20 protein-coding genes are annotated in these 25216 nt (G+C 65.4%); 8 read left to right on the top strand and 12 right to left on the bottom strand.

Translation table 11 applies throughout. The features are described 5' to 3' along the window. Positions 1-2 precede the first annotated feature (2 nt). Together BRAD285_RS02875 and BRAD285_RS02870 are read left to right on the top strand one after the other, a co-directional pair. Positions 3-1031 carry a peptidoglycan -binding protein gene (locus BRAD285_RS02875; RefSeq protein WP_006614614.1) on the top strand — a complete coding sequence of 343 codons (1029 nt, stop codon included), beginning with the start codon at positions 3-5 and terminating at the stop codon, positions 1029-1031. Further along, the gene (locus BRAD285_RS02870; protein ID WP_006614615.1) at positions 1028-1477 is read left to right on the top strand and encodes a GNAT family N-acetyltransferase; all 450 of its coding nucleotides are present in this window, start codon (positions 1028-1030) and stop codon (positions 1475-1477) included. The genes BRAD285_RS02875 and BRAD285_RS02870 overlap by 4 nt, the downstream gene beginning before the upstream one ends. A 200-nt stretch (positions 1478-1677) precedes the next feature. Here BRAD285_RS02870 and BRAD285_RS02865 read toward each other — a convergent pair whose 3' ends face one another. Both BRAD285_RS02865 and BRAD285_RS02860 read right to left on the bottom strand, forming a co-directional pair. Continuing rightward, positions 1678-1878: a hypothetical protein gene (locus BRAD285_RS02865; RefSeq protein ID WP_006614616.1), complete on the bottom strand. Its 201-nt coding sequence runs from the start codon at positions 1876-1878 to the stop codon at positions 1678-1680. 143 nt (positions 1879-2021) lie between these two features. After that, on the bottom strand, positions 2022-3881 hold the full coding sequence (locus BRAD285_RS02860) for an ABC transporter ATP-binding protein/permease (protein WP_006614617.1): 1860 nt from the start codon (positions 3879-3881) through the stop codon (positions 2022-2024). Between the two features lie 247 nt (positions 3882-4128). On the opposite strand from BRAD285_RS02860, the gene rpmE reads away from it, so the two are divergent. Then, positions 4129-4356, top strand: a complete 228-nt coding sequence (rpmE, locus tag BRAD285_RS02855; protein ID WP_015664357.1) for a 50S ribosomal protein L31 — start codon at positions 4129-4131, stop codon at positions 4354-4356. A gap of 183 nt (positions 4357-4539) precedes the next feature. Here rpmE and BRAD285_RS02850 read toward each other — a convergent pair whose 3' ends face one another. Both BRAD285_RS02850 and BRAD285_RS02840 read right to left on the bottom strand, forming a co-directional pair. Further along, positions 4540-5052, bottom strand: coding sequence for a DUF1465 family protein (locus BRAD285_RS02850; RefSeq protein ID WP_006614619.1), 513 nt, complete (start codon positions 5050-5052; stop codon positions 4540-4542). Between the two features lie 622 nt (positions 5053-5674). Continuing rightward, positions 5675-5866 carry a DUF1192 domain-containing protein gene (locus BRAD285_RS02840; protein WP_006614620.1) on the bottom strand — a complete coding sequence of 64 codons (192 nt, stop codon included), beginning with the start codon at positions 5864-5866 and terminating at the stop codon, positions 5675-5677. A gap of 86 nt (positions 5867-5952) precedes the next feature. On the opposite strand from BRAD285_RS02840, the gene BRAD285_RS02835 reads away from it, so the two are divergent. Beyond that, positions 5953-6951 carry an NAD(P)H-quinone oxidoreductase gene (locus BRAD285_RS02835; protein WP_006614621.1) on the top strand — a complete coding sequence of 333 codons (999 nt, stop codon included), beginning with the start codon at positions 5953-5955 and terminating at the stop codon, positions 6949-6951. A 168-nt stretch (positions 6952-7119) separates the two neighbouring features. After that, the gene (locus tag BRAD285_RS02830; RefSeq protein WP_035648349.1) at positions 7120-9999 is read left to right on the top strand and encodes an EAL domain-containing protein; all 2880 of its coding nucleotides are present in this window, start codon (positions 7120-7122) and stop codon (positions 9997-9999) included. A gap of 211 nt (positions 10000-10210) precedes the next feature. Here the strand turns inward: BRAD285_RS02830 and BRAD285_RS02825 are convergent, their stop codons facing one another. Beyond that, positions 10211-10684 carry a MarR family winged helix-turn-helix transcriptional regulator gene (locus tag BRAD285_RS02825; RefSeq protein WP_006614623.1) on the bottom strand — a complete coding sequence of 158 codons (474 nt, stop codon included), beginning with the start codon at positions 10682-10684 and terminating at the stop codon, positions 10211-10213. Between the two features lie 287 nt (positions 10685-10971). Between BRAD285_RS02825 and BRAD285_RS02820 the strand changes: the two genes are divergently transcribed. Together BRAD285_RS02820 and BRAD285_RS02815 are read left to right on the top strand one after the other, a co-directional pair. Continuing rightward, a complete protein-coding gene (locus BRAD285_RS02820) occupies positions 10972-12831 on the top strand; it encodes a feruloyl-CoA synthase (protein WP_006614624.1) in 1860 nt (619 codons plus the stop codon). 334 nt (positions 12832-13165) lie between these two features. Then, on the top strand, positions 13166-15151 hold the full coding sequence (locus BRAD285_RS02815) for a cache domain-containing protein (protein ID WP_035648351.1): 1986 nt from the start codon (positions 13166-13168) through the stop codon (positions 15149-15151). Between the two features lie 237 nt (positions 15152-15388). Here BRAD285_RS02815 and BRAD285_RS02810 read toward each other — a convergent pair whose 3' ends face one another. The 7 genes from BRAD285_RS02810 to BRAD285_RS02780 form a co-directional block, all read right to left on the bottom strand. Further along, positions 15389-16387, bottom strand: coding sequence for an ABC transporter ATP-binding protein (locus tag BRAD285_RS02810; protein WP_006614626.1), 999 nt, complete (start codon positions 16385-16387; stop codon positions 15389-15391). Continuing rightward, positions 16387-17397, bottom strand: coding sequence for an ABC transporter ATP-binding protein (locus tag BRAD285_RS02805; RefSeq protein ID WP_006614627.1), 1011 nt, complete (start codon positions 17395-17397; stop codon positions 16387-16389). The genes BRAD285_RS02810 and BRAD285_RS02805 overlap by 1 nt, the downstream gene beginning before the upstream one ends. Further along, positions 17397-18338: an ABC transporter permease gene (locus BRAD285_RS02800; protein ID WP_035648358.1), complete on the bottom strand. Its 942-nt coding sequence runs from the start codon at positions 18336-18338 to the stop codon at positions 17397-17399. The genes BRAD285_RS02805 and BRAD285_RS02800 overlap by 1 nt, the downstream gene beginning before the upstream one ends. Further along, positions 18304-19263, bottom strand: a complete 960-nt coding sequence (locus BRAD285_RS02795) for an ABC transporter permease (RefSeq protein WP_006614629.1) — start codon at positions 19261-19263, stop codon at positions 18304-18306. Before BRAD285_RS02795 ends, BRAD285_RS02800 begins: the two co-directional genes overlap by 35 nt. Before the next feature lie 41 nt (positions 19264-19304). Beyond that, positions 19305-21098 (bottom strand): peptide ABC transporter substrate-binding protein, encoded by a 1794-nt coding sequence (locus BRAD285_RS02790; protein ID WP_006614630.1) that lies wholly within the window; start codon positions 21096-21098, stop codon positions 19305-19307. 255 nt (positions 21099-21353) lie between these two features. Beyond that, positions 21354-23147, bottom strand: a complete 1794-nt coding sequence (locus BRAD285_RS02785; RefSeq protein ID WP_035648361.1) for a peptide ABC transporter substrate-binding protein — start codon at positions 23145-23147, stop codon at positions 21354-21356. A gap of 136 nt (positions 23148-23283) precedes the next feature. Then, entirely contained in the window at positions 23284-23541 is a 258-nt protein-coding gene (locus BRAD285_RS02780; RefSeq protein WP_006614632.1) for a hypothetical protein, read from the bottom strand. 130 nt (positions 23542-23671) lie between these two features. On the opposite strand from BRAD285_RS02780, the gene BRAD285_RS02775 reads away from it, so the two are divergent. After that, positions 23672-25180 carry a diguanylate cyclase gene (locus tag BRAD285_RS02775; RefSeq protein ID WP_006614633.1) on the top strand — a complete coding sequence of 503 codons (1509 nt, stop codon included), beginning with the start codon at positions 23672-23674 and terminating at the stop codon, positions 25178-25180. Positions 25181-25216: the final 36 nt, after the last annotated feature.

Below are 25216 nucleotides of genomic sequence, written 5' to 3'. Positions count from 1 at the left end.
GAATGGCGCTTGCCCGTTCCCGCCGGGGCGACTCCGGCATGAACTACTGGCCCGGCTTCGTCGACGCGCTGTCGACGCTCGTTCTGTCAATCGTGTTTCTGCTGACCGTGTTCCTGGTGGTGCAGTTCTTCCTGTCCCAGGAGGTCACAGGCAAGGACAAGGCGCTGGAGCAGCTCAACGCCAAGATCGCGCAGCTCAACGAGATGCTGTCCTTGGAGAAGCTCGGCAAGCTGTCGCTGGACGACCAGGTCGCACAGCTGCGTGCCGGTCTTTCCAACGCCGAAGCGGAGCGCGACCGCATCAAGGGCTTGTATGAAGGCCTCGCCAATGCCGGCAGCAATGCCGCCGGCCGTGCTACCGAGCTCAATCGCGCGCTCGACTCCGAGAAGCAGGTCACCGCGCGGGCGCTGGCGCAGATCGAGGTGCTCAACCAGCAGATCAGCGCGCTGCGCCGCCAGCTCGCCGCGCTGGAGGATGCGCTCGACGCCTCCGAGAAGCGCGACAAGGAATCGCAGAACCGTATCGCCGATCTCGGCTCGCGTCTGAACGTCGCGCTGGCGCAGCGGGTACAGGAGCTGACGCGCTACCGCTCGGAGTTCTTCGGCCGGCTGCGCGCGATCCTCGGCAACCGCCCCGACATCCGCGTCGTCGGCGACCGCTTCGTGTTCCAGTCCGAGGTGTTCTTCGACACCGGACAGGCGACGCTGCTGCCCGAGGGCCAGCAGGAGCTGAACTCGGTGGCGACGGCGCTGGTCGATCTCGACAAGCAGATCCCTACCGAGATCTCCTGGGTGCTGCGCGTCGACGGCCATACCGACGTCCGGCCGATCAACAGCCCGGTGTTCAAGTCGAACTGGGAGCTGTCCTCGGCACGCGCCATCTCGGTGGTGCAATATCTGATCTCGCTCGGCGTCCCCGCCCAGCGCCTCGTCGCCGCCGGCTTCGCCGAATTCCAGCCACTCGACGCGGCGAACACGGAAGAGGCCTTCCGCCGCAACCGTCGCATCGAATTGAAGCTGACGGAGCGGTGACGTCGACCTTCACCCTGCGAGCCTATCGCGCCGAGGACGAGGACGCGGCGATCGCGCTGTGGCAGCAGACGTGGCAGCTCGCCTACCCCGCGATCGACTTCGCCGCGCGGGTGCCGTGGTGGCGTGAGCGGTGGCGGAGCGAGCTGGTGCCGAAGGCTGAGGTGATCGTCGCGGAGACCGACGGCACGCTGGTCGGGTTCGTCACGATCGACGCAACGGGCTATCTCGATCAGCTGGTGGTGTCGCCGCGGCATTGGGGCTCACCGCTTGCGACACAGCTTGTTGACGCTGCCAAGCAGCGGTCTCCTGGCGGCATCACGTTGCTGGTCAACAAAGACAACGCGCGCGCGATTAGCTTCTACAAGCGCACTGGCTTCGTCGACGCCGGCGAGGACGTCAACCCGACGTCGGGTCGACCTGTGCTACGCATGGCGTGGACGCCTTAGTTGTTGATGGCCGGGCACACGGCCCCACCGACCGCTGTCGTCCCCGACAACCGAGCGCAGCGAGGGCAGATCCGGGACCCATACGCCGCAGCAGGTGTTTCGCGAAGAACGATGTGGCGAGGTTGTCCCGCCACATCGTCGACCGGGGTTATGGGCCCCTGCGTTCGCAGGGGCGACACCGAGCAAGCCGAGAATGCCAACTACACGCCGCGAAACAGTACGCCGATGGTCAGCACCACGAAGGCGATCGCCAGCGCGTCGAAGGCGTGGGCGGCCGACAGCAGCGGCACCGAAGCGTGCATGTAGTGGGCGAGCATTGCGACGAGCGCGAGCACGAGTGCGATGGCGAAGATCACGAAGGACGGGGGCGTGAGGGCAAAGCTGCCGCGGCGATAGGGCATGGTGATTCATCCTGTGCGATAGGCGCCACAGCATGAATGGCGCCGTGAAGTTTCGCGCAGGGAACGTACAAAGCTGGAGAAAGGTTGCAGGCCCTGCGACGAGAATTCGCGGTGTTGCCTGCAGCCCACGTGTGTTGCTGAAACTACACGGTCTCGAACTGCAGCCGCGCCAGCCGCGCGTAGAGACCGTTGGCCGCAACCAGCGACGAATGCGTGCCCTGCTCGACGATGCGGCCGCGGTCCATGACCAGGATTCGGTCGCAGGACAGCACGGTCGCGAGCCGATGGGCGATCACCAGGGTGGTGCGGTCCTTCATCAGCCCTTCGAGCGCTGTCTGCACCAGGGTCTCGCTTTCGGCGTCGAGCGCCGAGGTCGCCTCGTCGAGCAAGAGCAGCGGCGCGTCACGCAGGATGGCGCGGGCGATCGCAATGCGCTGGCGCTGGCCGCCGGACAAGGTCACGCCACGCTCGCCGAGCTGGGTCTCGAATCCCTCCGGCAGCCGACGGATGAACTCGCTGGCATGGGCGAGATCGGCGGCGCGCTCGACCTCGGCATCGGTCGCCTCGGGACGGCCGAAGCGGATGTTCTCGCGCGCGCTTGCGGCGAACACCACGGATTCCTGCGGCACCAGCGCCATCCGCTCGCGCACCTTGCGCGGGTCGGCGGCGCGCACCGGCACGCCATCGACCGCGATCGAGCCGGAGGCCGGATCGTAGAAGCGCAGCAAGAGATGAAACAGAGTGCTCTTGCCGGCACCGGAGGGACCGACAATTGCGACCTTCTCGCCGGCGCGGATCGCGAACGACACATCCTCGAGCACACGCACATCGGGCCGGCTCGGATAGGCGAAGCTGACGCGGTCGAAGCCGATGTCGCCGCGCGCCGGCTCCGGCAGCGCCGTCGGATGCGCCGGCGCGGTGATCTGCGGCCGCACGTGCAGCAGCTCGAACAGCCGCTCGGCGGCGCCGGAGGCGGCCGAGACTTCGCCCCAGACTTCGGAGAGCTGGCCGAGGCCCGCCGCGGCGAAGGCCGCGTACAGCACGAACTGGCCAAGCCGGCCGGCGCTGATGTTGCCGGTCAGCACATCGTGCGAGCCGACCCAGAGGATGGCGACCACGCTGGAGAACACGATGAAAATGATGATCGCGGTGAGCACGCCGCGCGCCTGGGTCGAGACGCGCGCGGCCTCATAGGCCTGCTCGACCTCGCCGCCGAAGCGCCCCGCCGCGAGCTTCTCGCTGGTATAGGCCTGCACCGTCCTGATCGCGCCGACCAGCTCGGACGCGTAAGCCGACGCATCGGCCAGCGTGTCCTGGGCATTGCGCGACAGACGGCGGACCCAGCGGCCGAACGCCACCAGCGGCAGCACGATCAGCGGAATCGCCAGCAGCACGAACAGCGACAGCTTCGGGCTGGTGAACACCATCATCGCCGTTGCGCCGACAAACAGCAGCAGATTGCGCAGCGCGATCGAGACCGAGGCGCCCGCGGCAGCCTTGATCTGGGTGGTGTCGGCAGTGAGCCGCGACACCAGCTCGCCGGAGCGCGCGGAATCGAAGAAGGATGGCGACAGCGACATCAGATGCGCGAACACGTCGCGGCGGATGTCGGCGACGATGCGCTCGCCGATCGTCATCACCAGGTAGTAGCGGGCGGCGCTGGCCAGCGCGAGCACGGCCACGACCGCGATCATGACGCTGAAATAGCTGTTGATCAGCTCGATGCCCTTCGGGGTGAAGCCAAAATCGATCATGCGGCGGACCGCGACCGGCACCAGCAGCGTCGTGAGCGCGGCGACCGTCAGCGCGATCAAAGCGAGGAAGGCGCGGACACGGTAGCGGGCAATGTAGGGAGCCAGTGCGAGCAGCGGGCGCAGCTTGGAGCGGCGGGCCGGGGCATCCGGCTCGGTCAGCGCCTCGACGGCGGCGACGGCATCCTCGACCACGTCCTGCGCCGAGGGGCCAGCGTTCTGCCGCTCGTCAAGCCGTTCCACTGCACTCATGCGATCACCTTGGGGCCACCTGAGAATTCATCCAATCTGACGTCGTGATAGGCCTGCCGGACCGGCCTTGGCAAATCCGGAAACATACCAAGGTAAGAGACCTGAGACCCTGGCTTGTTTGGCGACCTTGGCTTGTTTTGGGCGGGACCTTGGGCTATAGAGCGCGCCAATTGTCCCCCTTCAGTGACGACAGGATCAGGCGCGGCTGCGCCGCGTCATGTCTTCGCATCACTCGCTAGGATCTGCCATGAAAGCCGACATTCACCCGAATTATCATACGATTACGGTCGTAATGACCGATGGCACCGAGTACCAGACCCGCTCGACCTGGGGCAAAGAGGGCGACAAGCTCAACCTCGACATCGACCCCAAGTCGCACCCGGCCTGGACCGGCGGCACCCAGCAGCTCATGGATCGCGGCGGCCGCGTCTCGCGCTTCCAGAAGAAGTTCCAGGGCTTCCTCAAGAAGGATTGATGCCTGCGGGGCCGCTTCGCGCGGCCCGAGGCTCCCCGAAGGCGCCTCCCCAAGGCCCTTCGACAAACCCTCACAGCAAAACGCCCCCGGAAACGGGGGCGTTTTTGTTTGGGCTTTTTTGTTTGGACCGGAGTGTTGCGGTGAACAGTCGGCCCGGCCGAGGCCGAGCCGCGGGTCTGCGGCTTATTGTTCGAACGCAGCCTTCAGCCGGTTGAGATGCGGAACCAGGGGATTGCCGATCGCGCTCTGGTCCGGCGGCGGCGAATGGATGGTGGCGTCGAGGCGGCGCACCCGGGCCTGCAGGCTCATCGAGCGGGCGATCAGGTCCTGGAGCTGCTGCGGCAGCTTCTCGAGCAGATCGGCCGGGCCGGGATCGGCGGCGGTCAGCTTGACCTTGGTCTTCTCGCGGTTGGCCTGGCCGAGGGTCATCTCGCCCTCCTTCACCGCGCGGTGCAGCAGCAGCCAGGAGGCAAGCTGCATCAGCCGTGTGGTGAGCCGCATGCTCTCGGTCGCGTAGGTCAGGCTGACGGCCCGGTCCAGCGCCTTGGCTTCGTTACGGCCCTCACCGTCGAGATAGGCGGCGGTCTCCTCGACCAGATCCATGCCTTCCCGGAACAGCGCGCCGAATGCAGCTGAGTTGGTGAGCCGCTCATTGAACTGAACAAGAGCGCCATCGCCCAGCAAACGGTCCGACATGGTTAACGCCTCTTATACGCGACTGATTACGCAATCCGGCAACCGCGCCGGTATGATGAACAAATCATTGCGCGGCCGGTTTCGAGAGTCCAGCAGCAACGGCTTTTATGGTTTCCACGGCGTGGGACGTACCGTGCCCTCGTACCACTTGCGGCTGCAGCACGGCTGATCGCGCTGAGTCGCCACACGCGATCAACTAGCAAACACAATCACGGCAATAGTGTGCGGTCGGCGGAGAACGACATTGTCCCAAGCCGCCGCTCCCAAGCTTTGTGCCGGTATTGGCCGATGGAAGACTGAGACGGTCTCTCAAGACGGACCGGCACGCGTCGTTCCTCGCGCTGACAGACGGCCGCCTCATCGTCGTTGGATGGGTTAACAACCTCTCACGGCCGGCGATGCTGACCGGGCCCCAAAAAAAAGAGCCGCCGTTGCCGGCGGCTTTGAAGTTGATAACAGGGAGGCGTCAAACAGAGTGGACAGGAGCCACTCGGTGTCCAAACGAGGACAGTCCCGGTTGTAAACGCGAAAGCTTAATCAACCGTAAATGGCGGAAATTTTTCAAACTTCGTTAGCCATGTCGGCCACTGGCCGACCGTATTTCCACGTGCCGCGGAACGAGTCAGGACTTGAAGATGCTGGCGGCGGCGTCGCGCGAAGCACGCTTCTTGGCCACGGCCTGCTCGATCCGCTCGATCTCGCCGCGCAGCAGCGCGATGCGGCCGGTCAGCTCCTCGACCGAGAGCATCGACAGGTCCTGGCCGATCTCGTGCGAGACGGCCTTGCGCGGCCGGTCGTCATCCTCGTTTGCCATCTTCACCCTCTCCCGGTTGCCAGCGGGGCCCGGGCTGGCTTAAGCACGCCGCAGCACCCGCTTGATCACTCCGTTAAGGATTTCTCATGGAACAGCTGCCCGCGCAAATGACCGTGGTCGCCATCAGCCAGCCGGGCGGACCCGAGGTGCTCAAGCCGGAGACCCGGCCCGTGCCGAAGCCCGGTCCGGGCGAGATCCTGATCAAGGTGAAGGCCGCCGGCGTGAACCGTCCCGATGTCGCGCAGCGCTCCGGCAGCTATCCGCCGCCGCCCGGCGCCAGCGACCTGCCGGGGCTGGAAGTCGCCGGCGAAGTGGTGGCGCTCGGCGAAGGTGCTGTCCGGCACAAGCTCGGCGACGCCGTGATGTCGCTGGTCGCCGGTGGCGGCTACGCCGAATATTGCATCGCACAGGACGCCCAGGCGATGGCGGTGCCAGCGGCGCTGTCCATCAAAGAGGCAGGCGCCCTGCCCGAGACCCTGATGACGGTCTGGCACAACGTATTCGAGCGCGGCGGCCTCAAGGACGGCGAGACCCTGCTGGTGCATGGCGGCTCCTCCGGCATCGGCACCATGGCGATCCAGCTCGCCAAGGCGTTCGGCGCCAAGGTGCTGGTCACGGTTGGCTCGCAGGACAAGGCGGACGCCTGCGTCAAGCTGGGTGCTGACCGCGCCATCAACTACAGGACCGAGGACTTCGTCGCCGTCGTGAAGGAAGCGACCGGCGGCAAGGGCGCCAATGTCATCCTCGACATGGTCGGCGGCGACTACATCGAGCGCAATTACGACGCGGCGGCGACAGACGGACGCATCGTGCAGATCGCCTTCCTCGGCAGCCCCAAGGCCACCGTCAACTTCGTCAAGCTGATGGTGAAGCGCCTCACCCACACCGGCTCGACCCTGCGTCCCCGCAGCAATGCCGACAAGGCGGCGATGGTGGCGGCGATCGAGGCCAAGGTGATGCCGTTCCTGCGCGAGGGCCGCATCAAGCCCCTGATGGACTCGAGCTTTCCACTGGTGGATGCAGCAAAAGCCCATGCACGCATGGAGACGAGCCAACATATTGGCAAAATTGTGTTGGAAATCTAGTCGCTCTCTAAACAGAGCGTGTTTGGAAACTCTTTGATTTTCCTCGCTTTCGTGCCAATGATCGCGCACATCTGAACCGTGCCTGGAACGGCTCCAAATCCTTTGCGAACGTCGCTTTAAGTTTGAACTGTTTCGCTGTGGTTTGGTGTCGAACGCGGAGATTTGACATTGCGTCTGATCAGGTGCCTGGCGTCCATGGTGGCGCTGGGCCTCGTGATGTGTGGTGCCGCTGCCCCCGCTCAGGCCGTTGACGCCGTCAGCGTTCGCAGCGACGCGCCTGCCATTGACCTGACGGGCATCCTCGATCACCAGCGCAGCGAGAACGACCGCATCCAGGTCTCCACCGCGCCCGGCACCGACGGTATCGTCCGCCGCATCGAGGTGCGCGCGCGTGAGGGCGGCCAGCACTGGATCGTGTTCGCGCTGGCCAACAATACCGACGACCAGCTCGACCGTCTGATCGTGGCGCCGCATTACCGCGTGGTCGGCTCCGGCGTGCTGTGGCCTGATCTCGGCCTGTCGCGCATCGCCACCATCACCCCCTCGATCGGCGATTTGCCAGAGCGGCAGGAGAGCCCGACCGCCGACGTCTTCCGCGTCACCCTCGATCCCGGATCGGTCGTCACCTTCGTCGCCGAACTGCGCACCGACAAGCTGCCGCAGCTCTATCTGTGGGAGCCCGAGGCCTACAAGGACAAGGTCAACTCGTTCACCTTGTACCAGGGCATCGTGATCGGCATCTCCGGACTTCTTGCGCTAGTGCTGACGATCCTGTTCGTGGTCAAGGGCAGCATCATGTTTCCGGCCGCCGCGGCGCTGGCCTGGGCAGTGCTGGTCTATATCGGCGTCGATTTCGGCTTCTGGGGCAAGGTCCTGGACATGTCGAACAATGCCGAGCGCGTCTGGCGCGCCTCCGGCGAGGCGATCCTGGCGGCGACGCTATTGGTGTTCCTGTTCGCCTATCTCAATCTGTCGCGCTGGCACGTGCGCTACTCGCACATCACGCTGGGCTGGCTGTTCTTCCTGGGCTCCCTGGTCGCGGTGGCGCTGTTCGATCCGGCCGTCGCCTCGGGCATCGCGCGCATCTCGCTGCTCTTGATCGCGGTGCTCGGCTTCGCGCTGATCGTCTATCTCTCCAGCCACGGCTTCGACCGCGCGGTGCTGCTGATCCCGACCTGGTTCCTGCTGACCGTGTGGGTCGGCGCCGCCAGCATGACGGTCGCGGGCCAGGTCACCAACGACATCGTCGGCCCGGCTTTGCTCGGCGGCCTCGTGCTGATCGTGATGCTGATCGGCTTCACGGTGATGCAGCACGCCTTCGCCGGCGGCGGCGCCACCACCGGCATCGTCTCCGACGTCGAGCGCCGCGCCCTGGCGCTGGCCGGCTCCGGCGATTTGATCTGGGACTGGGACGTCTCCGCCGACAAGGTGTTCACCAGCCCGGAGACCGAGAGCCTGCTCGGGCTCAAGCGCGGCACGCTGGAAGGCCCGGCCGCGAAATGGCTCGAGGTGCTGCATCCGCTCGATCAGGATCGCTTCCGCGCCGCGCTCGACAGCGTGCTCGACCAGCGCCGCGGCCGCCTGGTGCAGGATTTCCGGCTGCGCACGCCCGACGGCCACTTCATGTGGTTCGCGCTGAAGGCACGGCCGGTGGTCGGCTCTGACGGCGAGGTCTCGCGCGTCGTCGGCACGCTGACTGACGTCACCGAGTTCAAGAATGCCGAGGAGCGCCTGCTCCATGACAGCGTGCACGACAACCTGACCGGCCTGCCCAACCGCAAGCTGTTCATCGACCGTCTCGCCGCCGTCGCCAATTTCGCCAAGACGATGCCGACCCTGCGGCCGACCCTGATGGTGATCGATCTCGATCGCTTCAAGCAGGTCAACGATTCCGTCGGCATCGCGGTCGGCGATTCCATCCTGCTGACCCTGGCGCGGCGGCTGTCGCGCATCCTGAAGCCCCAGGACACGCTGGCGCGGCTGGCCGGCGACCAGTTCGGCCTGATCCTGTTGTCCGAGCAGGACCCCGCCCGCATCACCGCCTTCGCCGAGACGATCCGCAAGACCATCCGCGCGCCGATCGCCTTCAACGAGCGCGAGATCTTCCTGACCGCCTCGATCGGGCTGGCGCTGTCCGATCCGCAGACGCAGCTGTCGGAGGACATCATCAAGGATGCCGAGCTTGCGATGTATCACTCCAAGCGCATCGGCGGCGACCGCATCGACGTCTACAAGCCGGCGATGCGCGCGCGCAAGAACGACCGGCTGACCTTGGAGAGCGAGCTGCGCCGCTCGATCGAGCGCCAGGAGATCACCATCCTGTACCAGCCGATCGTGCGGCTGGAGGATCGCTCGATCGCCGGCTTCGAGGCCCTGGCGCGCTGGGATCACCCGAAGCTCGGCCGGATGTCGCCGAACGAGTTCATCACCATTGCCGAAGAGATCGGCCTTATCGTCGATCTCGGCACCTTCGTGCTCGACCAGACCGCACGCCAACTCTCGGTATGGCAGCGCGCGACGCGGCTGCGCGAACCGATCTTTGCCAGCGTCAACGTCTCCTCCCGCCAGCTGCTGCGCCACGATCTGATCCACGACATCCGCTCGGTGCTGGCGCGCTCCTCGGTGGCGCGCGGCTCGCTCAAGATCGAGCTGACGGAATCGCTGGTCATGGAGAACCCGGAGCACGCCGCGCAGATGCTGGCCCGCATTCGCGAGCTCGGCGTGGGGCTTTCGATCGACGATTTCGGCACCGGCCATTCGTCGCTTGCCTATCTGCAGCGCTTCCCGTTCGACACCTTGAAGATCGACCAGTCCTTCGTCCGCACCACCGCGCGCGGCACCCGGCCGGTGATCCTCAAATCGATCATCGCACTCGCCCACGACCTCGGCATGGACGTGGTGGCGGAAGGCGCGGAGACGGATTCCGATGCGGTCGAGCTCTATCAGCTCGGCTGCGAATACGCCCAGGGCTACGCCTTCGGCGAGCCGATGGACGCTGACGCCGCAATGCGGCTGCTGACGGAAGAGCGGCTGGAAGCGGCGAGCTGAGACCTCCTCCGCGCATCTCGCATCCCATTCCGACGTGGGCGCGGCGTCGCCTACGGGGCAACACCCCAAGGATGTATCTTTTCTTTTTCCTGCCTTGAGGTAGACTTACCGCAGTACCGCGTTCGCGTGCTGGCTGCGTGTTGCCGATGCGCATTGGTGCGGCAGGAGGCTCGCGACAATGCCGTCAGCGAAGAGTCCAATCGGTCTGCGTCTAATCGCTCTCGAACTGCGCCAACGCCGCCAGCGCGCGGCGATAATTGTCGGCGCCGAGCCGGCGCGCCACGCGCTTCTCATGGGCGGCCACCAGCGCATTGGCCTTCTTCAGGATCATTCGTCCGCGTGGCGTCAGCCCGAGCGCATGCGCCCGGCGGTCCTGCTCGGACCGCGCGCGGACGATCAGCCCGGCCTGCTGCAGATCGTCGAGCAGCGCGACCATGCGCGCGCGCTCGATGCCGAGCGCGCCGGCGACGGCGATCTGCGTCGCGCCCGGATTGGCCGCGATCGTCTCCAGGATCGAATAGAGGATGACGTCGAGATCGACAGAAGCGAGCGCCGCGTTGGCGTCGCGGAAGATCCAGTGCTGCAGGCGACGGACGAAATAACCGAGATGGTTCTCGAGCTCGCCGAGGCGGATTCCCTCGTCCTGCCCGGCTCCGTCTGGTTGCGCCCGTGCGCTCTTGGACATGCTGGCTCGCTGGATGAGACGCTTCTGCCTAGACCGATGTCATCGCGAGCACAAGCCGTCGCAATTGGTCACATCCACAATAATTGCAAACTACAACTATTCTGTTAGTCTCGCGGACAACAAATACAGGTGGGAGGAAAAGGCCATGCCGTCATCGATGACGAGCGCTGCCAGCACTGCGACAGCAATGCGGCGGCGCAACCCAGCTGATCGCGGCGCCTTCCGAATCGGATCGTGGACGTCCACATCGCCAGGCAGCGCTCCTGCTCACGCGACGGAGGCACGCCATGGGTAACGCCGAGCGCCGCCTCGATTCTGAACCTGCAATGTTCGCCGCGCCCTCGATCGAGGCAATCAGGCGCGATGACGGCGCGATCATTCTGCGCTCGCGCATGAAGCTGCAGCCCACGGCCCGTTGCACCGGCGAATGGCTCGAGCACTGGGCACGCAGCGCGCCGGACCGCACATTCCTGGCCGAGCGCCGCGGCGAGACCTGGACCTGGCTCACCTATGGCGAGACGCTGACGCAGGTCCGCGCCGCCGCGGCGTGGCTGCTGGCGCACGGCCTCAGCGCCGAGCGTCCGCTCGCGATCCTCTCCGACAACAGCATTGCGCATGCGGTGCTGGCGCTCGCCGCGCAGCATGTCGGCATTCCCGTCTGTGCGATCTCGCCGGCCTACTCGTTGATGTCGACCGACCACGAGAAGATCAGGGCCATGATCCGCCTGCTCGATCCCGGCGTCATCTTCGTGGCTCGGCACGGCCCGTTCGCCCGCGCGCTGGCGGCGATCGACGGCTTGCACCGCGCGGTGATCATCAGCGGGGATGGCGAGGGGACGAACTCGGTGCCGTTGCAGGTGGTGCTCAACACGAAGCCCGGCCCGGAGGTCGATCGTGCCTTCGCCGCGGTCACGCCGGACACGATCGCGAAACTGCTGTTCACCTCCGGCTCGACCGGACAGCCGAAGGCGGTGATCAACACGCACCGGATGCTGACGATGAGCCAGCAGGCCAAAAGCCAGTTGTGGACCTTCCTGGGCGAGGTCGAAGGCGGCCCCGTGATCGTCGACTGGCTGCCCTGGAGCCACACCTTCGGCGCCAACCACAATTTCAACCTGGTGCTCGCCCATGGCGGCTCGATCTATATCGACGGCGGCAAGCCGGCGCCCGGCCTGTTCGAGACCTCGCTCGCCAATCTCAGGAGCATGGTGCCGACGATCTACTTCAACGTGCCGCGCGGCTTCGACATGCTGGTCGCGGCGCTCAAGGCGGACGACGATCTGCGAAAGAAATTCTTCTCCGGCGTGAAATGCATCCTCTATGCGGCGGCGGCGCTGCCGCAGAATCTGTGGGACGCGCTCAATGAGATGAGCCTGGCCACGGTCGGCCGCCCTGCCCCGCTGGTCTCGGCCTGGGGCGCGACCGAAACGTCGCCGCTCGCGACCGACTGCCACTTCTTTGCCGAGCGCGCCGGCAATATCGGCGTGCCGATTCCCGGCACCGAGCTCAAGCTGGTCCCCACCGGCGAGAAGCTCGAAGTTCGCGTCCGCGGGCCGAATGTGATGCCGGGCTATTGGAAGGCGCCGGAGATCACCGCTGCTGCGTTCGACGAGGAAGGCTTCTACAAGATCGGCGACGCCGTGAAGCTGGCGGATCCCGACCACCCGGAGCGCGGACTGTTCTTCGACGGCCGCATCACCGAGGATTTCAAGCTGTCTTCCGGCACCTGGGTGAATGTCGGCGCACTGCGCGTCGCCGGCATCGCCGCGCTGGCGCCGCTCGCGCAGGACATCGTCATCGCCGGCCACGGCACTGACGAGGTGCACTTCCTGATCGTGCCGAACATCGCCGCCTGTCGCACCAAGGCCGGCTTGACCGACACCGCGACGGCCGGCGACGTACTCGCGCATCCGTCCGTGCGCGAGGCCATCACGCAAGGGCTCGCAAAGCTCCGCACCGAAGCGGTCGGCTCGTCGCGCTATGCCACACGTGCACTGCTGATGTCCGAGCCGCCATCGCTCGATGCCGGCGAGATTACCGACAAGGCCTACATCAATCAGCGCGCCGTTCTCTCCCGCCGCGCCGGCCTGGTCGCACGGCTGCAGGATGATGCTGCGCCAGATGTGATCAGGCTCGGCCTGCGCTGAGCACTGTTCCGTTCCACGATTACAGCCGTGCTCAGCGTCAACCCCATGGCGTGCGCGTCGGCGCTGGATGTCAATGAGACCGGCATCAGGTTGCGCCTACTAAATTCCAGAAAGGAGATGTCAGCGTGGCCTGCTTTGGCCAGACTGCCGATCAACGTCCACCCGCCTAAGAGGTGAGGGAAGACTTAGCAATTGTTAGTCCGCAGACCGTAAAACTACGTAAGGAGCGCCTCGATCCGGTAGTAGAGAACCGCCTGTATTTAACTGCGCATAAACGGCAATTTTTTAGAATCGGTTGCAAATTGCCGCGCATCTCTCCTCTCCGGATCAATCCATGGCCCAGCCGCGTTTCTCGCTCGCGCTCCGCATCTACGCGATCATCGGACTGTCATTCTGCGGGCTCGCAGGGCTGGCGGCGACACAGACCCAGAATCTGGAAACCGCGCTCAAGGACCAGCGGCGGAGCGAGCTGATCCATCTGACGCAGACCGCCGTCAGCATTGCCCGCGAGGAATATGATGCGATCGCGCGCGACAAGGTGGCGCCCGAGGTCGCGCAGAAGAAGGCGGCCGAGCGGATCGGCAAGCTGCGCTATGGCAGCGGCGACTACTTCTGGATCAACGACATGGCCCCGAAGATGGTCATGCATCCGATCAAGCCGGAGCTGAACGGCCAGAACCTTGCCGACAACAAGGATCCGACCGGCAAGCGGCTGTTCGTGGAAATGACCGACGTGGTGAAGCGCCAGGGCGCCGGCGTGGTCGACTACATGTGGCCGAAGCCCGGCAAGGATGCGCCGCAGCCGAAGATGTCCTATGTCGCCGGCTTCGAGCCCTGGAGCTGGATCATCGGCACCGGCGTCTATGTCGACGATCTCGAGGCCCAGGTCTGGGAGAGCAAGCGCAGCGTGTTCATTGCGGCCGTGATCGTGATGCTGATCATCGGATCGATCACCTTGATCATCGCGCGACGGATGTCGTCGGCACTGGCCTCGATGAGCGGCGCGCTGACCGAGCTCGGCCACGGCAATTTCGACATCAAGCTGCCGGGCCAGACCCGTAGCGACGAGCTCGGCGACATGGCGCGCTCGATCGAGCAGTTCCGGCTGAAGACCGAGGAGAAGGCGCGGCAGACCGCGATGCTCGAGGACGAGCAGCGCCAGGTCGCCGAGCGCATCAAGTCCAAGGCGCTGCAGGAGATGGCGGAGGCCGTGGAGCAGGCTGCCAGCCAGGCGGTCGGCGAGGTTGCCGAAGGCACCGGCCAGATGGCCGGCAACGCCAAGTCGATGACCGACAGCGCCCTGACGCTGGAGCGCAATTCGAGCAGCGTCGCAGCCGCGGCCGAGCAGGCGCTCGCCACCACCCAGACTGTCGCCAAGGCGTCCTCGCAGCTCGCCGCATCGATCTCGCAAATCTCCGGCCAGGTGAACTCCTCGCGCGAGCTGACCCGCAAGGCGGTGGCCGCGTCGTCCGAGGCGCAGGCCACGATCGCCAAGCTGTCGGAAGCGGCCGACAAGGTCGGCGCCGTGACCAGCCTGATCAGCGAGATCGCCGGCCAGACCAACCTGCTCGCGCTCAACGCGACCATTGAGGCCGCACGGGCCGGCGAGGCCGGCCGCGGCTTCGCGGTCGTCGCCTCCGAGGTCAAGTCGCTGGCCGAGCAGACCGCCAAGGCGACCAGCGAGATCGCGCAGCAGATCGCGGAGATCCAGGACTCGACGCGCGCCTCGGTGACATCGATCGGGGCGATCGGCGAGGTCATCCGCAACGTCGAAGCGGTGTCCTCGGGGATTGCCGATGCGATCCAGGCGCAGAACAGCGTCACGATCGAGATCTCCCGCACGGTCGAGGAGACGTCGGCCGCCGCACGCGAGGTCGCGAGCCAGATCGCCGAAGTCTCGCGCGAGGCGAGCGAAGCCGGCCGCCGGTCTACCGACATCCGCGACGGCTCGACCACGGTGGCCGAAAAGGTGCAGCGCCTGCGCACCGAGCTGGTGCGCGTGATCCGGACCTCCACCGCCGACGTCGACCGCCGTCTCTCGACCCGGCTCAACATCAATCGTCCCGGCACGCTGCAGGTGAATGGCGACCAGATCAGCATGTCCGTGCGCAATTTGTCGCTCGGCGGCGCGCTGCTCGAGCAGATTCCGGTTCGCCTGTCGATCAACACACCGGTCACGCTCGCGATCGCCGGGATGGTGTCCGACCTTCCGGGGACGGTCACGCGCGTCGGCGATCGCACCGCGCTGGTGCAGTTCACGCTCAATCCGGAGCAGACCGCGCGCCTGACGGCCCTGATTTCGGACCGTCAGGCGGCGTGATCCGCCGAGGCAGCGAGGCCACGACGCGCGCCGCGATCTCGGTCTCACCCTCCCCTGGAGGGGGAGGGTCGATCGCGCGCGAAGCGGGCGATCGGGTTGGGGTGAGCCGCGGAACACAGTGCAAGTGGAGAGATCACCCCACCCCGGATCACATTGCGCTGCGCTCCATGTGATCCGACCCTCCCCCTCCAGGGGAGGGTGACAGCGGGGCTGACCTCCAAGCTGGGCGCTACCGTATTACCGGAAATGGCAGGCGACGAGATGCCCCTCGTCGCTCGCCTTGAGCGGCGGCACTTCCTTGCTGCAAACATCCTTGGCGATGGGACAGCGGGTGTGGAAGTGACAGCCGGACGGCGGGTTGATCGGGCTCGGAACCTCGCCCTTGAGCCGGACGCGCTTGCGCTTGACGCTCGGGTCCGGGATCGGCACGGCCGACAACAGCGCTTCCGTATAAGGATGCTTCGGCGTCGAATAGAGCTGGCGTGACGGCGCGGTCTCGACGATGCGGCCGAGATACATCACCGCGACGCGGCGGCTGATGTGCTCGACCACCGAAAGATCGTGCGCGACGAACAGATAGGCGATGCCGAACTTCTGCTGCAGATCCTCGAGCAGATTGATGACCTGGGCCTGGATCGACACGTCGAGCGCCGACACCGGCTCGTCGCAGATGATCAGCTTCGGCTCGACCGCGATCGCCCTGGCAATGCCGATGCGTTGGCGCTGGCCGCCGGAGAATTCGTGCGGATAGCGCGTCATGTGATCGGCCTGCAGGCCGACGGTCTCGAGCAGATGGACGATGCGCTCTTCGTATTTCTGACGCGAGGACGCCAGCCCATGGATCGTCAACGCCTCGCCGATGATCGCGCCGATGGTCATGCGCGGATTGAGCGAGGCGTAAGGGTCCTGGAAGATGATCTGGATGTCGCGGCGCAGCGCCCGCAGGCTCTCGCCTGACAGCGAGATCACGTCCTTGCCCTCGAAGGTCAACTCGCCCGAGCTCGGCTCGATCAGGCGGAGCACGCAGCGCCCGGTGGTCGACTTGCCGCAGCCGGATTCGCCGACCAGCCCGAACGTCTCGCTCGGCTCGATGTGGAAGTTCACGCCATCGACCGCGCGGACGCTGCCGATCTGGCGCTTCAAGAGCCCGCCCTTGATCGGGAACGCCTTGGTCAGGTTGCGCACCGTGAGCAGCGCCGCCGATGGGGCAACGGGAGCAGTGACAGCTTCGGTCATCACGACAACGTCTCTTCGGCGCGGATGCACGCCACCTTGTGGCCGGGCTCGATCTCGCGCAGCGGCGGCTGCGCAAGCTTGCACTCGGGGATGACGAAGCGGCATCGCGAGGCGAAGCGGCAGCCCTGCGGCGGATTGATCAGCTTCGGCACGCTGCCGGGAATGCTCTCCAGCCGGCTCTTCTTGACCGCCGCGAGATCGATGCGCGGGATCGAGCGGATCAGCCCTTGCGTGTACGGATGGCGCGGATTGGCGAACAGCCGGTCGACCGGCGCCTCCTCGGCCACCCGGCCGGCGTACATGACGACCACCCGCTCGGCGACCTCGGCCACCACGCCCATGGCGTGGGTGATCAGCATGATCGACATGCCGAGCCGCTCCTTCATGTCGAGCAGCAGGTCGAGGATCTGCGCCTGGATCGTCACGTCGAGCGCGGTGGTCGGCTCGTCGGCGATCAGGAGTTTTGGATTGCATGACAGCGCCATCGCGATCATCACGCGCTGGCGCATGCCGCCGGAGAAATGATGCGGATAGTCGTGCACGCGGCGCTGCGGATTGGGGATCTGGACCAGCGCCAGCATCTCGGCCGCGCGGTCCATCGCAGCCTTCTTCGACAGGCCCTGATGCAGCCGGATCACCTCGGCGATCTGGTCACCGACGGTGTAGACCGGGTTGAGCGAGGTCATCGGCTCCTGGAATACGATCGCGATCTCGCTGGCGCGGATGCGATTGAGCTCCGAGGTCGGCAGCGGCACGAGATCGCGCCCCTGCCACAGGATCTGCCCGCCGGCGATGCGCCCTGGCGGCATCGCGATCAGCTTCAGCACCGACATCGCGGTGACGGTCTTGCCGGAGCCGGACTCGCCGACCACGCACAGCGTCTCGCCGCGATTGATCGAGATGTCGACGCCGTCGACGGCCTGAACCTGGCCCTCGTCGGTCTTGAAATAGGTCTTCAGCCCCTTGATCTCGAGGAGCGGCGCGGCGTTGGGGATCACTTGCGCGTCCATCACATCACCTTCCGCGGATCGAGCGCATCGCGCAGGCCGTCGCCGATGAAGTTGATCGCGATGACCGTGAGGAAGATCGCTCCGCCGGCGAACAGCGCCCAATGCGGCGCGATATCGAGATAATCCTTGGCGTCGAACAGCAGCCGGCCCCAGGTCGGAATGTCAGGTGGAAAGCCGAGGCCGAGGAACGACAAGGTCGATTCCGCGATGATCGCGGCGGCGACGTCGATGGTGCCGGCGACGATCACCGGTCCGAGTGCATTCGGCAGGATGTGACGGACGATGAGACGGAGGTTCGACGCGCCGAGCGCGCGCGCGGCCTCGACGAACTCCTTCTCGCGCAGCGACAGGAACTGCGCGCGCACCAGCCGCGCGACGGGCATCCAGCGGAAGCCGCCGATGACCAGCACGATCAGCACGAAGACGCCGCCTTCAGGGCCAAGCCAGCCTTTGAGGAAGTCGCGGAACAGATAGATGATGAGGAGCAGCAGCGGCAGTTGCGGCAGCGACAGGAACAGGTCGGTCAGCCACATCAGCGCGGCATCGACCGGCCCCTTGGCGGTGCCGGCGAGTGCGCCGACGACGATGCCGACCAAGAGCGCCACGCCCATCGCGGCAAAGCCGACCGCGAGCGAGATGCGGCCGCCATAGATCATGCGCGCCAGGAGGTCCTGGCCGAGATCGTCGGTGCCGAACGGGTGCTCCCAGGACGGCGGCGCCAGGCGCGCGGTGAAGTCGATCTCGTTGATCGGAATCCGCCACAGGAACGGGCCGAGCACGATCGACAGCGCGAGCAGCAGCAGCACGACGATGCTGGCCGCCGCGAGACGGTGACGGAGGAAGCGGCGGAGCGCGTCGCGGCCGGGCGAGAACCGCCGTTTGGCCGACGCGGCGACCGGCGCCGTCTCAACGGAAGGAGATGCGTGGGTCAAGCCAGCCATACAGAATGTCTGCGATGAGGTTGAAGAGGACGACGAGGCAGGCGAACACGAAGGTCACCGCCATGATGACCGGCGTATCGTTGGCGAGGATCGCGCTGATCAGCAGCGAGCCGATGCCGGGAATGCGGAAGATCTGCTCGGTGACGATGGCGCCGCCGAACACGGTCGGCATCTGCAGCGCCACCAGCGTGACCACCGGGATCAGCGCGTTGCGTACGACATGCTTGACGATCACCTTGCGCTCGTCGAGGCCCTTGGAGCGCGCCGTCGTGACATAGTCGAGCTTGATGACGTCGAGCACAGCCGAGCGGACATAGCGGGTGTAGGACGCGGCCTGGTAGAGGCCGAGCACGGTGATCGGCATGATCGCCTGCTTGATGCTCTCCCACCACCATTGCCATCCTGTCGCCTGCAGATCGGCGCGATAGACGAAGGGCAGCCAACCGAGATTGACGCTGAAGATCAGGATCAGCAGCAAACCCGTAAAGAACGTCGGCAGCGAGAAGCCGATGAAGGCGAAGGTGTTGGCGATCTGGTCGAAGATCGAATATGGCCGCCGCGCCGCCAGCACGCCGACCGGCAGCGCCACGGCGAGCGCGAGGATCTGCGCGGTGCCGACCACGTAGAGCGTGGTCGGGATCCGCTGCAGGATCAGCGTGTCGACGTTGACGCGGCTGGCGAAGGAGAAGCCCCAATCGCCCTGGAACATGGCGACCAGCCAGCGCACATAGCGCACCAGCACGGGATCGTTCATCCCGAACTTGATGCGCAAGGCTTCACGCACCTCGGGCGGCACGTTCGGATTGCTCGCGAGCTCGCCGAACGGATCGCCCGGCGCCAGCGCAAGCAGCACGAACAGGATGAGGCTGATGCCGAGCAGGCTCGGGATAGCGACGATGAGGCGCCTGAGAAGGTAGTTTCCCATCGCTCCACCCCTACGATGTCTGGCTGGTCATGCGGGCCGCGTCAGCTCGCCCGATGCCAGGTCGCGATGAACGCGAGGTCGTTGTCCCAGCCGCTCTTGTACAGGACCATGCCGTTCTTGACGCCGATGACGTTAAGCCGGTTGATCTCCGGCAGCACGTAATTGTCGCGCACGACGAGGTCGTTGAGCTTGATGAAGTGCGCGGCGCGCTTGACGGGATCGAGCTCGCTCTGCGCCAGCTTGTAGGTCTCGTCATACTCCTTGTTCTGCCAGCGGCAGACGTTGCGGCCCTGCCACTTGTTCTCCTTGGTGGCGCATTCCCACGAGGTGAACTGGTTCATGAAGAACTGCGGATCGGCCTGCGGCATCGTGGTCTGGTACATCTGCATGTCGCAGTAGAAATGCGAGTAGGTGTCGGGGTTGGCGACATCAGAGGAAAAGAACACCGAGGCCACGACCGACTTCAGCTCGACGTCAATGCCGGCCTTCTGGCAGGCCTGCTTGATGATCGCCTGGTTCTTCTGGCGCGGACCGTTGATCGAGGTCTGGAACACGAATTTCAGCTGCTTGCCGTCCTTCTCGCGGATGCCGGAGGAGCCCTTCTTCCAGCCGGCCGCGTCGAGAATCTGGTTGGCCTTCTCGATCGAGAATTCAAAGGTGTTGTTCTTCGAGCGGAAGCGCTCGGGATTGTTGAGGAAGTTCGGCGTCGCGACGCCGGCGCGGCCATAGATGAACTTTTGTACCGAGGCGCGGTCGATCAGGAGGTTGAGCGCCTTGCGCACCTCGGGATCGGAGAACAGCGGATGCTTGGTCTTGAGGCTGGCGCGCTCGCCGTCGACCTCGGTGTTGGGATCGGTGACGTTGAGGCCGATATATTCGATGTGCCCCGTCAGCGTGAGATCGGCCTTGCCCTGCCCGCCGGCCTCGAGCTTGACCAGGATCTCGTCCTCGACCTGTAGATTATAGGCGTAGTCATATTCGCCGGTCTGCAACACCGCGCGCGCTGCCGACACTGCGTCGCCGCCGCCCTTGATCTCGACAGTGTCGAAATAAGGCTGCGTGGCTACGTGGTAGTCCGGGAAGCGCTTGCCGGCGACGGTGTCGCCCGGCTTGAAGTCGACGAACATATAGGGGCCGGTGCCGATCGGCTTCAGGTTGGCCGGCGCCTCGCGCGACTTCGCGCCGATATAGTCCGCAAAGTGATGCTTGGGAATGATGCAGCCGAACGAGGCCACGAAGCCGTCGGCCCAGAACGGCGTCGGCTGTGGGAAGATCAGCTTGACGGTCAGGTCGTCGATCTTCTCGACCGCCTTGATATTCTTGTAGCTGCCGATCGAGACCGCCGAGGTCTCGGGATTGTTGGCGTATTCCCAGTTGAAGATCACGTCGTCAGCGGTGAATGGCTTGCCGTCGTGCCATTTCACGTTGGGCTTCAACTTCCAGGTCACGGACAATCCGTCCGCAGCGAGACCGCCGTTCTCCTTGCTGGGAATCTCGGCCGCCAGGATCGGGACGAGGTTGCCCTCCTTGTCCCAGCCGGCGAGCGGTTCGTAGAACAGGCGGCAGGCTTCCTGATCCTTGGTGCCGATGGCGAAATGCGGATTGAGCAGCGTCGGCGCCTGCCACAGCAGCAGCTTGAGCGGACCACCGCCACCGGCCTTGGTCGGCTTGTAGGGAATGGCGTCGGCGGCAACCGCGATGCCGGAATAAGAGAGCATCGCGCCGGCCATCGGCGCGGTGAGCCCCACCGCGATCATCCGCTGCACAAAATCGCGCCGCGACAGGCGTCCCGCTTTGACATCAGCGATCTGGTTACGGAGGTCACGCTCGTTCATTCAATCGGCTCCAAGGTGTTGCTGATGCCAAAAAAAGCGCCCCGCGATGCATCAGCGCAGAGCTGCACAAAATTGGATCAGCCTTCGAAGCGACTGTCAAAGCAGAATCCGGGCCAATTTCGCAAGAAGGAATGGATCGATTGTCGCACCTTGCAGTGCGACAATCATTTGCTGCGGAGCGGCCCCGGAAAATGGAACTACATCAACAACCGTAGCGGAACACCATGCGCGATTTGCGCGTGGTGCTGATCGCACTCAGCTCTCGCGATACCAGTTGGGCAGTTGCCAGAGATCGTTGTCCCAACCCGAGGAATGGGTCTGCAGGCCCTTGCGGACGCCACTGACACGCGGACGGTTGAGCTCCGGCAGCACATGGCGACCCGCGCAGACGAGATCGTTGAGCTTGATGTAGAGCGCGGCGCGCTTCACCGGATCGAGCTCGCGCAGCAGCTCGTTGTAGAGATCGTCATACTCCTTGTTCTGCCAGCGCGAGACGTTGCGGCCCTGCCATTTGTTGGCCTTGGTCGCCGCCTCCCAGGAGACGTACTGGCTGAGGAAGGATTGCGGCTCCGGCGACGACATCGTCATCATCAGCATCTCCATGTCGCAATAGAAATGCGAGTAGGTGTCTGGATTGGCGACGTCGCTGGAGAAGAACACCGAGCCCACCACCGATTTCAGCTCGATCTCGATGCCCGCCTTCTGGCAGGCCTGCTTGATGATCGCCTGGTTCTTCTGCCGCGGCCCGTTGGTCGAGGTCTGAAACACGAATTTGAGCGGCTTGCCGTCCTTCTCGCGCAGGCCGCTCGCGCCCTTCTTCCAGCCGGCCTCTTCGAGAATTTTATTGGCCTTCTCGATGTTGAACTCGAAGCTCGTGTTCTTGGAGCGATAGCGCTCGGGATTGTTGACGCAGTTCGCCGTGGCGATGCCGCCGCGGCCGTAGATGAACTTCTGGATCGAGGCGCGGTCGATCAAGAGATTGATCGCCTCGCGCACCGCGGGATCGGAGAACAGCGGATGCTTGGTCTTGAGGCTCGCGCGCTCGCCGTCGACTTCGACGTTAGGATCGGTAGCGTTGAGCATGATGAATTCGAGATTGCCGGTCGCCACGATCTCGGCAACGCCGGTGCCGCCAGCCTCGAGCTTGACCAGGATCTCGTCCTCGACCTGCAGATTCCAGGCGTAGTCATATTCGCCGGTCTGCAGCACCGCGCGCGCCGCCGAGACAGCGTCGCCGCCGCCCTTGATCTCCAGCGTGTCGAAAAAGGGACGGTTCGGCACGTGGTAGTTGGGATTGAGCTTGGCGGTCAGCATGTCGCCCGGCTTGAAGTCGACGAACAGATAGGCCCCGGTGCCGACCGGCTTCAGATTGTTCGGCGCCTCGCGCGACTTCGCACCGATATAGTCGCCGAACAGATGCTTCGGAATGATCGCGCCGCGACCGCCGACGAAGGCCGTGAACCACAGCGGCGTCGGCTGCGCGAACACCAGGCGGACGGTGTGATCGTCGATCCGCTCGATCGTCTTGATGTCCTTGTAGTCGGCGATGGTGACCGACGACGTCTCCGGATTGGTGGCGAACTGCCAATTGAAGATCACGTCGTCGGCCGTGAACGGCGTGCCGTCGTGCCACTTCACGCCCGGCTTGAGCTTCCAGGTCACCCAGGTCCCGTCGGCCGCAAGGGTGCCGTTGGCCACGCTGGGAATCTCGGTTGCAAGCACCGGCACGAGATTGCCGTCGGCATCCCATCCGGCCAGCGGCTCGTAGAACGCGCGCGCCGCTTCCTGGTCCTTGGCGCCGATGGCGAAGTGCGGATTGAGCAGGGTCGGTGCCTGCCAGAACAGAATCTTCAGCGGCCCGCCGCCGCCGGCCTTGGTCGGCTTGTAGGGAAATTCCTGCGCCGCCATCGCGACCCCGGAATGCGCCAGCATCATGCCCGCGAGCGGCGCGGTGAGCCCGAGCGCCAGCATCCGCTGCACGAACTCGCGGCGCGAGAGCCGCCCATCCTTGACCGCCGCAATCTCGTGACGCAGGTCCTGTTCGTTCACTGTCGTTCTTCTCCAAGCCGTAAGTCTGTGATGCAGTTGAAGCGCACGGCCATCGTGCTTCAAGTTCCGCGCGCTGCACGGCTATACGCCTGCAGCCGATAGGCATGATCCGGGCCATTTGCCGCAGCGCGGCTGCTCAGCGCGGCGGCTTCAGCTTGCGGAAGCGGACGCCGGCGCCGTCGGGCAGCCGGGTGGCGACATAGCCGGCCGCAAGGCAGGCCTCGCGTTGCGGCATCTTCTCCTGCGGACTCCGCAGGCTGTCCCACCACGAGGCGCGTTGCGAGGCGCGCGGCAGACTGTCGCCGATCAGCTCCTCGATCTCGACGAGGCTGAGCACCAGTTCGGGACGGGTCTGCCGCTTGAGGTAGTCCCTTAGGGCGTCATAGTCGGGCAAATTGCAATTCCATCTCACTGGGTGGCCGGGCGCAACGCAGCCTGCAACGCACCACTCGTTAACCTAACATGAGTTACTTCGACGTATCCGTCAGTCTACGGACGGGACTCCACGGGGACGGGACGAGCCGATGCGCTGGACACGCCGAACAGGCCGGGCAAAGCTGCCTTGGCGTCTCTCGGCACGCACGCTCGTCACCTGCTCCATCTCCACCATCATCGGCTTCTCCGCCATCTGCGCCAGCGTCATGATCGACCTGCGCCGCGGCGAGGAGGTACGCGCCCGGCAGGCGCTGGAAAACCTCGCCGCCGGCATCGGCGCCGACATCAGCCGCAACATCGAGCTCTACGATCTCTCGCTGCGCGCGGTCGCCGGCAACATGTTGCTGCCCGAAATCAACGAGGTCAGCAAGCCGATCCGTCACCTGATCCTGTTCGACCGCGCCTCCACGGCGAAGAATTTCGGCGCCATCCAGGTGTTCGACGCCAAGGGCCGTCTCGCCATCGACTCGGCCACGCTCGATCCGTTGCCGGACGATCGCAGCGACACCGCGTTCTTCCAGGTGCATCGCGACCGCGCCGACGCCGGCCTGTATGTCAGCCGTCCCGCGGAGCATCAGGGCCGCACCGCCATCGTCTTGAGCCGGCGCATTTCCGCGCCCGACGGACGCTTCGCCGGCGTCGTCGCCGGCTCGATTCGGCTGAGCTATTTCCGCGACCTGTTCGGCCAGCTCTCGCTCGCACCGGGCATCGGCATCACGGTGTTCGGACGCGACGGCACCATCATCGTGACCGCCCCCTTCGATCAAGCGGCCATCGGCCGCAACCTCGCACGCGTGCCGGACGTGACCCGCGCCTTGAGCGAGCCGAGCGGCTGGTCGAGCAGCTCCGGCGCGCTGGACGACGTGCCGCGCCTCCTGGTGTGGCGCAATGCCGGCGGCCCGCTGGTCGTGGTGGCCAGCCGGTCATGGGACGGCGTCTACGCGGTCTGGCGCAACGAGGCGGCGCAGATCGGCGCCCTGATGCTGGCGCTGATCGTCTTCGTGCTCGCCGCCACCCAGGTCGCCGCGCGCGAGATCCAGTTGCGCGCGAAGGTCGAATCCCGGCTCGAGCGGCTCGCGACCACCGATCCGCTGACCGGGCTGAAGAACCGGCGCAAGTTCGACGAGACCATCGAGATCGAGTGGCGCCGCGCGCAGCGGGCGCAAGTGCCGCTGGCGCTGCTGATGATCGATGCCGATCACTTCAAGTGCTACAACGACACCCACGGTCACCAGGCCGGCGACCAGGTGCTGGTCGGCATCGCCGTCTGCATCTCGGATTCGGTGCGGCGCGCCGGCGACTGCGCGGCGCGCTATGGCGGCGAGGAGTTCGCGGTGCTGCTGCCGGCGACCGCGCAGGCCGACGCGTTGCACGTTGCCGAGACGATCCGCAACAAGGTCGCCTTGTGGGCGGGCGAGGCGACCAACACCTCGATCAGCGTCGGCGTCGCCAGCGTCACGCCGTCGCGCGAGACGGACTGGACCACCTTGATGAATGCCGCCGACAAGGCGCTCTACATGGCCAAGGCTGCCGGCCGCAACCGCTGCATCACCGTGCCCGTGCCAAGGCCACAGCCCGCGGCCGCGCTGGCGGCGTGAGGCCGCCAGCGGCGTGATGAGATCTGAACAAGCGCC

It is taken from the genome of Bradyrhizobium sp. ORS 285, assembly GCF_900176205.1.
Classification (GTDB): Bacteria; Pseudomonadota; Alphaproteobacteria; order Rhizobiales; family Xanthobacteraceae; genus Bradyrhizobium.
This window is presented reverse-complemented; position numbering and strand designations above follow the sequence as displayed.